The organism is Roseicyclus amphidinii, from assembly GCF_030163755.1.
Lineage (GTDB): Bacteria > Pseudomonadota > Alphaproteobacteria > Rhodobacterales > Rhodobacteraceae > Roseicyclus > Roseicyclus amphidinii.
Window position 1 is genome coordinate 1 of record NZ_JASJOE010000084.1, and the last position, 11,139, is coordinate 11,139.

The following is an 11,139-nucleotide window of genomic DNA, read 5'->3' on the forward strand; positions in this document are numbered from 1 at the left end:
CTGTCCCGCAGCGACAGCCTTGCACGGACAACATGAAGAAACCCCTAACGGGCTTCTCCGTTTCACAAGTATCCCGGGGGAGTCCGAAGGACGGGGGCAGAGCCCCCCACTTGGGGAGCGCCCTCGACGACCCGCCCGACGTGAGGCATGAGCACCGACCGCACCGCGGCAGCGGTGCCACCGCGGTCGTGGCGCAGGCCGAAGGCCGAGCCACGCCGCAACACCCGCGCGGCGTCAGCCGCGCGTTCCGGCGAAACGGGTCGCCCAGTCCTCGCGCGCCTCGTCGGCGATCTTGGCGAACATCACCTCGGGCACGGTGAAGGCGTGCCCGCCGGGAAGGGCGCTCAGCGCGGCCTCGGCGCTTTCGGGCCAGGCAACCTCCACCCCCATCGCCTCGGCCATGGCCGCTGCCGCATCGGGGATGAAGGGCGACGACAGCCCCGCGTAGAACGGCACCAGGTTCAGCGCGAAGCGCGTGATCGCCGCCGCCCGCTCCTCGTCTTCCTTGAAGACCGTCCAGGGGGCCGCCGATTGCAGGTACTCGTTGCCGGCCACCCAGATCGCGCGCAGCTCGGCCGCCGCCTTGCGGATGTCGATCGCGTCCATATGCGCCTCGTAGCGGCGCAGCCGCGTCTCCAGATCGGCGATCAGCGCCGTCTCCTGCGGCCCGTAGCTTCCGCCCTCCGGGACCACCTCGCCGAATTTCGAGCGGCAGAATTTCGTGATCCGGCTCACGAAATTGCCCAGCACATCGGCCAGGTCCTTGTTCACGTCCTGCTGGAACCCGTCCCAGGTGAACTCGGCATCCGAGGTCTCGGGCGCATGGCTCAGAAGCCACCAGCGCCAATAGTCCGAGGGCAGGATCTCAAGCGCCTGGTCCATGAACACGCCCCGCCCCTGCGAGGTCGAGAACTGCCCGCCGTCATAGTTCAAATAGTTGAACGACTTGATGTAATCGACAAGCTTCCACGGCTCGCCCGAGCCAAGGATCGTGGCCGGGAAAGACAGCGTGTGGAAGGGCACGTTGTCCTTGCCCATGAACTGCACGTAGCGCACGTCCTCCGCGCCCTTGTCGGTGCGCCACCAGCGTTCCCAATCCGCGCCCTTGCCCGCCTCGACCCATTCCGCGGCGCAGGCGATGTATTCGATGGGCGCGTCGAACCAGACGTAGAAGACCTTGCCCTCCATCCCCGGCCAGTCGTCTTCGCCCTTCTTCACCGGGATGCCCCAGTCGAGGTCGCGGGTGATCCCGCGGTCCTGCAACCCGTCGCCGTCGTCGAGCCATTTCTTCGCGATCGAGGTGGTCAGGATCGGCCAGTCGGTCTTGGAATTGATCCAGTCGCGCAGCTCGCCCCTCATCGCCGATTGCCGCAGATACAGGTGCTTGGTCTCGCGCACCTCCAGCTCGGTCGAGCCCGAGATCGCCGAGCGCGGCTCGATCAGGTCGGTGGGGTCGAGCTGCTTGGTGCAATTCTCGCACTGGTCGCCACGGGCCTTGTCGTAGCCGCAGTTGGGGCAGGTGCCCTCGATGTAGCGGTCGGGCAGGAAGCGGCCGTCAGCGACCGAGTAGACCTGTTTCTCGACCACTTCCTCGATCAGCCCGGCCTCGGCCAGCCGATCCGCGAAATGCTGCGTCAGCTTGTGGTTCTGCGCCGAGGAGGAGCGCCCGAAATGATCGAAGCTCAGGCGGAAGCCGCGGCCGAGTTTGTCCTGAACCTCCCACATTTCGGCGCAATAGGCCTCGACGGGCTTGCCCGCCTTGGCCGCGGCCAGCTCGGCGGGCGTGCCATGCTCGTCGGTGGCGCAGAGAAACAGCACCTCGTCGCCCCGCGCGCGCTTGTAGCGGGCGTAAAGGTCGGCGGGCAGCTGGCTGCCCACGAGATTGCCGAGGTGCTTGATCCCGTTGATGTAGGGGATCGCCGAGGTGATGAGGATGCGTGCCATGGCCCTGCCTCCGGATGCGCGTTCGGCCCCGTTTAGCGGGCGAGCGCGGGCAAGGCCAGTGGCTCAGCGCAGAAGCGGCGTGATCGCCTCGATCAGATCGTCATAGAGGCTCCGGTCGATGCAATTGCCCCAGGTGGCGGCAAAGGCCGTGCCTTCGCCCAGGGCCACGAAACTCGCGCCATGCCCCTCGCGCGCGGCGCGGTCGAAGCAGAGCCGCCCGTTGTGCGTGACCGTGGCGCGGCGGCCCGCGCCCTCGATGGAATAGCCCATCGCGTAGCTGCCTGCGGCGGGCCGTGTCCCGGGCGCGTCGACATGAGGCTGGCCCGCGGTGAACCAGTGCCGGGCAAGGCGGGCGTAGTCCTCGGCCGAGATCTCCCAGCCGGCATAGGAGGACATCGAGCCCATGCGCCCCTCGATCACCGCGCCGGTCACGCCCGCGGGGCGGATCACGCGCTCCATGCAGGTCTCGGCATAGGAGCGGCCCGAGAGCGCCTCGACCGCGACGCCCAGCACCGCGTAATTGGTGTTCGAGTAGAAAGACCGCCCCGGCTGCCCGCGAAGCGCGGTCTCGGCCAGCGCCTCCGAGGCGATGCGGCGGTGCAGGCCGAGCGCGCCATGGGTGCGGGCCACCATGTCGCCCTGCGTCAGGTCGGGCTCAAGCCCGGCGGTATGGGTCACCAGCCCCGACAGCGTGATCGCCTCGTTCCAGGGCCGCGGCGTGACGCCCGCGGCGCTCATCTCGGCGGCGATGTCGCGCAGCGTGCTGTTCCACGGCAGCCCGCGCTCGGCGAGCAACCCGTCAAGGCATAGCCCGGTGATCGCCTTGGACAGGCTGGCGACCGGCACGGGGGCCGCCGGATCGCGCTCCAGCCCCGCGCCGATGACGCGGCCGTCGGGCAGGGCGAGCGCCATCGCGCCTTCGGCGATGCCGTTCGCGGTCATCCAGTCGCGCCATGTGCCCTCGATCTCGGCGATCCGCGCCGCGCTCGGGCCGCTCGGGGCGGGGGCCGTCGGCGGCGTCGCCTTGTCGGTCGCCGAGGCGAACAGCCCGCCAAGGGCTGCGGGCCATGTCGTGTTGCCTGCCGCCGCGCTGGCCGCGGACCCCGACCGATCCGTCAGCGACAGGTAGGCCGCGTTGCCCGCCGCCGCGAGGAACGCCAGCCCGAGAACCCCGGTCAGGATGCCGCGAAGAAATCCCATGCCACGCGCCTCTCGTCCCGCTTGTGCCGCCGGCGAAGATGCCACGGGAATCGGCCGAAACTTGGTCCGCGGCATGGAAAAGCCGCGCAACCGCCTAGCGCGGGCGTCGGAAGATGCGCCCGACAAGGAACGAGGTGCGCGGCACCCAGACATAGGGGTTGCGCGTGTCCGACGCGGGCCGCCGCCGCATCCGGATCAGCCCGAACACCAGAAGCCCCACATGCGCCGCCGCGATGAAATAGAACAGCGCGGGCGGTCCGTAGGCGTCGATCAGCCAGGAGGTCGTGAGCGGGGCCGCGATGGCCCCCAGCGCGTAGTAGAACATCAGCGCCGCCGACAGCTCGACCCGCTGGTCGTCGCTGGCCCAGTCATGGGCATGGGCCGCCGCGATCGAGTAGATCGGGAAGGTCGTCGCCCCGAAGATCAGCGCGGCGATGAAGATGGCGGCAACGCCCAGCCCCGAGAAGGCGACCGTGACGGCGCAGGCCCCGATGGACAGGCCCGAGAACCAGATCAGCACCCAGCGCCGGTCGTTGCGGTCTGCCGCCCAGCCCGCGGGCCATTGCGCCAGCGCGCCGCCCAGCACGAAGGCCGCGAGGAACAGGCCGATCTGGTCGGCGCTGAGGCCGACCTCGGCCCCGTAAAGCGGGCCGACCATGCGGAAGGACGCGGTTGAGACGCCCGAGACGACCACGCCCGCCACCGCCAGCGGCGACAGCGCCCAGCCGATGCCGGGGCGCAGGCGCGGGGCCTCGCCGGTTTCGGGTTGCGGCAGGCGGGTCAGCGTCAGCGGCAGAAGTGCGGCACAGCACAACAGCGCCAGCAGGTTGTAGGAGACGTAGGAGGCAGGTGCCAGCACCCCGATCATCAGCTGCGCGACAAGGCTGCCGCCGGTGTCCACCATCCGGTAGGTGCCCATCATCCGGCCGCGGTTGGCGTTCTCGGCCTTGGCCTGCAGCCAGGCCTCGATCACCGTGTAACAGCCCGCGATGCACAGCCCCGTCGCCACCCGCATCAGCGCCCAGGCATAGGCATCGACCACCAGCATATGCGCCAGAAGGCCGATCGCCCCCATCGCCGTGAAGGCCGCGAAGGCGCGGCTGTGGCCGACCGACCCCATCAGGCGCGGGGCCCACCAGCAGCCGATGAAGAAGCCGAGGAAATGGGCCGAGCCCAACAGGCCGATCTGCCCCGCGGTAAAGCCCAGCACCGTGCCCGACAGCACGTCCAGCGGACCCACGCCACCCGACGACAGCTGCAAAAGCAGCACCGACAGGAACAGGGCAGCGAAGGAGACGATCAGGCGCATGGGTCTTCCGTTTGGTCCTGCCTAGCGGGGCAGGGCCGGGGATGCATCCCCGTTTCCGGCAGATCCGCGTCGGTTTTCGCGGCTGGCGGCCGGGCCGTCGCCCGCGGGAAATGGCCGGACGCGGCTGCGCGTGCTACATAGCGGCCACGCCCCGTGATCCGTGGAGCCGGACCCTTGCTCACCATCACTCACAACCCCTGGCTGGTGCTGGCCTCCGTCGCCGTGGCCCTGATGGCCGGTTTCACCGGCCTGTCCCTCACCCGCGGCGCGTCGCGCCACCCGATCCAGAAGCGCAAGCTGGTGGTGGCCATGTCCGCCGTGGCGCTGGGCGGCGGCATCTGGTCGATGCATTTCGTGGCCATGCTGGGCCTGCAACTGCCCTTTCCCTTCTACTACGACGCGCTGATCACGCTGGTCTCGGCGCTGATCGCCATCCTGCTTGCGGGGCTCGCGCTCCTGGTGCTGCATTTCCGCCCGCGCTCGCGGCGGTCCATCGTGGCGGCGGGCGCGATCCTGGGCATCGGCATCGTGCTGATGCATTTCGTCGGCATGGCGGGGATGCAGGTCTGCCGCCCGTTGAACGGGGCGGGGGATTACCTGTTCTCGACCCTCGCCGCGGTGGCGCTGGCGAGCCTTGCCATCGGGGTGGCCTATGACCAGCGGTCGCATCGCAACATCCTTGTCGGAACGGTCTGCTTCGGGCTTGCGGTGGCGGCGGTGCATTACCTTGCGATCTTCCAGACCGGTTTCGTCCTGCAGGCCGATGCGACCCCCGGTGCGGCGGGGCCGCTACTGAGCAACCAGGTTCTCGCCATGGGCGTGACCGTCGCGGCCTTCCTGATCTGCTCGGCGTTCCTGTTGACCGGCGTCACCTTCTTCGAGCCGCCGCGCCCCGAGGCCGTGACCCTCTCCGACCGGTCGGGCCCCGACCCGGACCCCGCACCTGCCCCCGTCGCCCCCCTGACCTCGGACCCGGCCGCTGCCCCCAGCGTGCCCTTCGAGAAGGACGGGCAGACCCAGTTCCTGCTGCGCGCCGAGATCGCGGCGATCCGCGCCGAGGGGCATTACACCGTCCTCCACGCCAGCGGCCGCCGTCTCTTCTGCCCCTGGTCCATCACCGAGGCCGAGACGCGGCTGTCGGGCGCGGGTTTCGTGCGCACGCATCGCAGCTACCTGGTGAACCCGGCCCATGTCTCGGGCTTCGCGCGGCACAAGGACACCGGCACGCTGCGCTTCGAGGCGGTCGAGCAGGGCCTCGAGATTCCGGTCAGCCGCTCCCGGATCGCCGCCGTGCGCGAGGCGCTGGGCCTCTGATTTCGCACTTCGTGCAGCCATTTCGCATTTCGTGAGCGAACCCGCGCCGCTCGCTTCCGGGCATTGGCGCAGCGCGCGGAAGCTTGGGCATGGTCCTCGTGGCTGCGACATGCGGCCGCAGGGAGGACACCACACATGATACCAGCCGGGTTCGAGTATCACCGGCCGACCGATGTTGCGTCGGCCATCGAAATCCTGAAAACGCACGGGGACGAGGCGCGGGTCGTCGCGGGCGGGCACAGCCTGATCCCGATGATGAAGCTGCGCATGGCGGACCTCGCGCACCTGATCGACCTGCAGGACATCGAGGGCCTGAAGGGGATCGAGATCGGGGCCGAGACGGTCTCGATCGGCGCGATGGTCACGCAGCACGAGCTGATCACCCATGCGGGCCTGTCCGAGGCGCTTCCGATCATCCGCGAGGCCGCCCTTCAGATCGCCGATCCGCAGGTGCGCTACCTCGGCACCGTCGGCGGCAATGTCGCCAATGGCGATCCGGGCAACGACATGCCGGGGCTGATGCAATGCCTCGACGCGACCTACGTGATCGAGGGGGCCGAGGGCAGCCGCACCGTCAGCGCGCGCGACTTCTACCAGTCGGCCTATTTCACCGCGCGCGAGGATGACGAGATCCTGACCCGGATCGAGATCCCGCGCCTGCCCGCGGGCACCGGCTACGCCTATGAAAAGCAGAAGCGCAAGATCGGCGATTACGCCACCGCCGCCTGCGGCGCGCTGGTGACGATGCAGGGCGGCACCTGCACCGCGGCGTCGGTCGCCATGACCAACCTCAGCGACACGCCCGTCTGGTCGGAAGAGGCCGGGGCGGCCCTTGTCGGCACGTCCTGCGGCCCGGATGCCGTCGCCGCCGCCGTGGCGGCCAGTCTCGCGGCCATCAACCCGACCCAGGACAACCGCGGGCCGGTCGAGTTCAAGCGTCACGTCGCGGGGGTCATCATCCGCCGCGCCATCGAAGGGGCGGTCGCGCGCGCCTGACGCGCCGCACCGCCGGGAGGAGCAAGCGATGAGCAAGCATCATTACAAGATCACCGTGAACGGCAAGCCGCGCGACGTGCTGGCCGAACCGCGCGAGCTGTTGATCCACACCCTGCGCGAGCAGCTGGGCGTCAAGGGGCCGCATATCGGCTGCGAGACGTCCCATTGCGGGGCCTGCACCGTGGACATGAACGGCAAGTCGGTGAAGGCCTGCACGGTCTTCGTGGCCCAGGCCAATGGCGCCGAGATCACCACGGTCGAGGGCCTCGTGAACCCCGACGGCAGCCTCGGCGTCATCCAGGAGATGTTCCGCGAACATCACGGGCTTCAGTGCGGCTATTGCACGCCCGGCATGATCACTCGGGCGCACCGACTGCTGCAGGAGAACCCGACGCCCACCGAGGAAGAGGTCCGCTTCGGCATGGCTGGCAACCTCTGCCGCTGCACCGGCTACCAGAACATCGTCAAGGCGATCCTCGCCTCGGCCGACATGCTGAACGCTCAGAAGGAAGCTGCGGAATGAAGGACGCTGTCGATACCCCCGAAACCCGCTCCGCCGGCCTCAAGGGCATGGGCTGCGCGCGCAAGCGCGTCGAGGATGTCCGCTTCACCCAAGGCAAGGGCAATTACGTCGATGACATCCAGCTCGACGGGATGCTCTTCGGCGATTTCGTGCGCTCACCCTATGCGCACGCGCGCGTCATCTCGATCAACGCCGAGGCCGCGCTGGCGCTGCCCGGTGTGGTCGCCGTGCTGACCGCGGCCGATCTCGCGCCGCTCGGCCTGCACTGGATGCCGACGCTCGCGGGCGACAAGCAGATGGTGCTGGCCGATGGCAAGGTCCTCTTCCAGGGGCAGGAAGTCGCCTATGTCATCGCCGAGGACCGCTACATCGCGGCCGACGCCGTCGAGCTGGTCGAGGTCGAATACGAGGAGCTTCCCGTCGTCGTCGACCCGTTCAAGGCGCTCGAGCCCGACGCGCCCATCCTGCGCGAGGATATCGCGGGCAACATGGAAGGGGCCCACGGCCCGCGTCGCCACGACAACCACATCTTCACCTGGGAACAGGGCGACAAGGACGCGACCGAGGCGGTTCTGGCCGAAGCCGATGTCGTCGCCGAGGAGATGATCTACTACCACCGCACCCACCCCTGTCCGCTGGAAACCTGCGGCTGCGTCGCCTCGATGGACAAGGTCACCGGCAAGCTGACGCTCTGGGGCACCTTCCAGGCACCCCATGCGGTGCGGACGGTGGCGGCGCTGATCTCGGGCATCGCCGAACACAACATCCGCGTCATCAGCCCCGACATCGGCGGCGGCTTCGGCAACAAGGTCGGTGTCTACCCCGGCTATGTCTGCTCGATCGTCGGCTCCATCGTCACTGGCAAGCCGGTGAAATGGATCGAGGACCGGATGGAAAACCTGATGTCCACGGCCTTTGCCCGCGACTACTGGATGCGAGGCAAGATCGCGGCCACCAAGGAGGGCAAGATCACCGGCCTGTGGTGCCACACCACCGCCGACCATGGCGGGTTTGATGCCTGCGCCGACCCGACCAAGTTCCCGGCGGGTTTCATGAACATCTGCACCGGCTCCTACGACATCCCGGTCGCCTACCTTGCTGTTGACGGTGTCTACACCAACAAGGCGCCCGGCGGCGTGGCCTATCGCTGCTCCTTCCGGGTGACGGAGGCGGCCTATTTCATCGAGCGGATGATCGAGGTTCTGGCGATCAAGCTGAACATGGACGCGGCCGAGCTGCGCCGGATCAACTTCATCCGCGCCGACCAGTTCCCCTACCAGTCCGCGCTGGGCTGGGAGTATGACAGCGGCGATTACCACACCGCCTGGGACAAGGCGCTGAAGGCCGTCGATTACGCAGGGCTCAGGGCCGAACAGGCGCAGCGGATCGAAGACTTCAAGGCCGGCAAGACCCGCAAGCTGATGGGGATCGGCCTGACCCACTTCACCGAGATCGTCGGTGCGGGCCCGGTCAAGAACTGCGATATCCTTGGCCTCGGCATGTTCGACAGCTGCGAGATCCGCATCCATCCCACCGGATCGGCCATCGCGCGGCTCGGCACGATCAGCCAGGGGCAGGGGCACGCCACGACCTTCGCCCAGATCATCGCCTCCGAGATCGGCATCCCCGCCGACGACATCACGCTCGAGGAAGGCGATACCGACACCGCGCCCTACGGCCTCGGCACCTATGGCTCGCGCTCGACCCCCGTGGCGGGGGCGGCGACCGCCATGGCCGCGCGCAAGATCCGCGCCAAGGCCCAGATGATCGCGGCCTACCTGCTCGAGGTGCATGACGACGACGTCGAGTTCGACATCGACCGTTTCGTCGTGAAGGGCGCGCCGGAACGGTTCAAGACGATGAAGGAGATCGCCTTCGCCGCCTACAACCAGGCCATTCCGGGGCTCGAGCCGGGGCTCGAGGCGGTCAGCTACTACGACCCGCCGAACATGACCTACCCCTTCGGGGCCTATATCTGCGTCGCCGACGTGGACGTGGACACCGGCGAGGTCGGCATCCGGTCCTTCTACGCGCTCGACGATTGCGGAACGCGGATCAACCCGATGATCATCGAGGGGCAGGTCCACGGCGGTCTGACCGAGGCGCTGGCCATCGCGCTGGGCCAGGAGATCGCCTATGACGACATGGGCAACGTCAAGACCGGCACGCTGATGGACTTCTTCCTGCCGACGGCATGGGAGACGCCCAATTACACCACCGACCACACGGTCACGCCCAGCCCGCATCACCCGATCGGGGCCAAGGGCGTGGGCGAAAGCCCGAACGTCGGCGGCGTGCCTGCCTTCTCGAACGCCGTGCATGACGCGTTCCGGCCCTTCGGCCTGACGCAAAGCCACATGCCCCACGACCATTGGCGCGTGTGGCAGACGGCCAACAAGCTCGGCCTGCACGGCTGACATCAGGAAAGGGCGGGGCGCCACGCCGAAGGGCAGGGCGCCCCGCACGACAGCATGACCCATCTCGACGTGAAAACCGGCCTTGCCGGTGCGGGCTACGTGGCTGGCGACAGGCTCGCCATGGCGGTGCATCTGGCGATGACGCTTGGCCGCCCGCTCCTGCTGGAGGGGCCCGCAGGCGTGGGCAAGACCGAGATCGCCAAGGCGCTGGCGTCCATGCGGGACGCGCGGCTGATCCGCCTGCAATGCTACGAGGGGCTGGATGCCAGCCACGCGATCTACGAATGGAACTACCAGCGTCAGCTTCTGGCCATACGCGCCGCCGAGGCGCGCGGCGGCCTGAGCGAAGAGACGCTGTTTTCCGACGCCTACCTGCTGAAACGCCCGCTGCTCGAGGCGATCACCGATCCGTCGCAGGCGGTCCTGCTGATCGACGAGATCGACCGCGCCGACGAGGAGTTCGAGGCCTATCTGCTTGAAATCCTGTCGGATTTCCAGATCACCATCCCCGAGATCGGCACCGTGGCGGCGCAAAGCCGCCCCATCGTCATCCTGACCGCCAACGGCACCCGCGACCTGTCCGACGCGCTCAGGCGGCGGTGCCTCTATTCCTACGTCGATTTCCCCGACCGCGAGACCGAGCTTGCGATCCTCGCCGCCCGGATGCCGGGGCTCGAGGCGCGGCTGGCGCGGCAGATCGTCGGCGTGGTGCAGGCGCTGCGCCGCGAAGAGCTGGAGAAACTGCCGGGCATCGCCGAGATGCTGGACTGGGCCGCCGCCCTTTCCGGGCTGGGCGTCAACGACATGGCGCAGGCGCCCGAATTGGTGCAGGCGACGCTTGTCTGCCTGCTCAAGACCGCCGCCGACCGCGACGCCGCCCCGCCAGAGGTCATGGACCGGCTGATCGGAAAGGTCGCCTGATGCAGGTCACGCGCTTCCCGTCGCGGGCCGAGGGGCTGGCCGACCGGATGGCGGGCTTCGTCGCCCATCTGCGGATGAACGGCATTCCGCTCGGCCCCGGTGAGACCGCCGACGCGCTGGCGGCGCTGGCTGCCGTCAACGCCACCGACCCGGTCGAGGCGCGCATGGCGCTGGCCGCCCTTCTGGTGCCCGACGCCGAGGGCTGGCGGCGCTTCGACGACCTCTTCGACGCCTATTGGTTCAACGCGGGCAAGACCCGCGCCGGGCAGGCGCAGGCCCATGTCCGCAGGCAGATGGCCCAGCCGAAGCTCTGGCAACCGCATCTCGACACCGCCCCCGAGGCGGGCGAGGGGGCCGAGGACAGCACCACCCCCGGCGGCTCCGAGGAGGACGAGGCCGAGGGCACCGACGGCCGGCTGATCGCCACCCGCGCGCGCAACCTGGCCAAGCGCGACCTGCGCGAGCTGATGGACGCCGACAGCCTCCGCGCCGCCGAGGCCGCGGCGCTCAGGCTC

The 11,139-nt window shown here is 68.8% G+C and carries 8 protein-coding genes and 1 pseudogene; 6 read left to right on the forward strand and 3 right to left on the reverse strand.

From position 1 onward, the window contains the following. Nucleotides 1–234: 234 nt before the first annotated feature. The 3 genes from metG to QQK83_RS17510 form a co-directional block, all read right to left on the reverse strand. Nucleotides 235–1,944 (reverse strand): methionine--tRNA ligase, encoded by a 1,710-nt coding sequence (gene metG / locus QQK83_RS17500; protein ID WP_284266459.1) that lies wholly within the window; start codon nt 1,942–1,944, stop codon nt 235–237. Nucleotides 1,945–2,007: 63 nt separating this feature from the next. Further along, complete coding sequence (locus tag QQK83_RS17505; protein ID WP_284266461.1) at nt 2,008–3,144, reverse strand: serine hydrolase domain-containing protein; 1,137 nt, start codon at nt 3,142–3,144, stop codon at nt 2,008–2,010. A 94-nt stretch (nt 3,145–3,238) separates the two neighbouring features. Next, nucleotides 3,239–4,453, reverse strand: a complete 1,215-nt coding sequence (locus tag QQK83_RS17510; protein ID WP_284266463.1) for an MFS transporter — start codon at nt 4,451–4,453, stop codon at nt 3,239–3,241. A 174-nt stretch (nt 4,454–4,627) separates the two neighbouring features. On the opposite strand from QQK83_RS17510, the gene QQK83_RS17515 reads away from it, so the two are divergent. The 6 genes and pseudogenes from QQK83_RS17515 to QQK83_RS17540 form a co-directional block, all read left to right on the forward strand. After that, a complete protein-coding gene (locus tag QQK83_RS17515) occupies nt 4,628–5,767 on the forward strand; it encodes an MHYT domain-containing protein (RefSeq protein ID WP_284266465.1) in 1,140 nt (379 codons plus the stop codon). Nucleotides 5,768–5,902: 135 nt separating this feature from the next. Then, on the forward strand, nt 5,903–6,763 hold the full coding sequence (locus QQK83_RS17520; RefSeq protein ID WP_284266467.1) for an FAD binding domain-containing protein: 861 nt from the start codon (nt 5,903–5,905) through the stop codon (nt 6,761–6,763). Between the two features lie 28 nt (nt 6,764–6,791). Next, on the forward strand, nt 6,792–7,286 hold the full coding sequence (locus QQK83_RS17525) for a (2Fe-2S)-binding protein (protein ID WP_284266469.1): 495 nt from the start codon (nt 6,792–6,794) through the stop codon (nt 7,284–7,286). After that, a complete protein-coding gene (locus QQK83_RS17530) occupies nt 7,283–9,703 on the forward strand; it encodes an aerobic carbon-monoxide dehydrogenase large subunit (protein ID WP_284266471.1) in 2,421 nt (806 codons plus the stop codon). The genes QQK83_RS17525 and QQK83_RS17530 overlap by 4 nt, the downstream gene beginning before the upstream one ends. Nucleotides 9,704–9,757: 54 nt before the next feature. Beyond that, the gene (locus QQK83_RS17535) at nt 9,758–10,624 is read left to right on the forward strand and encodes an AAA family ATPase (RefSeq protein ID WP_284266473.1); all 867 of its coding nucleotides are present in this window, start codon (nt 9,758–9,760) and stop codon (nt 10,622–10,624) included. Continuing rightward, nucleotides 10,624–11,139, forward strand: a pseudogene (locus tag QQK83_RS17540) (vWA domain-containing protein); the annotation flags it as partial. The gene QQK83_RS17535 and the pseudogene QQK83_RS17540, both read left to right, overlap by 1 nt.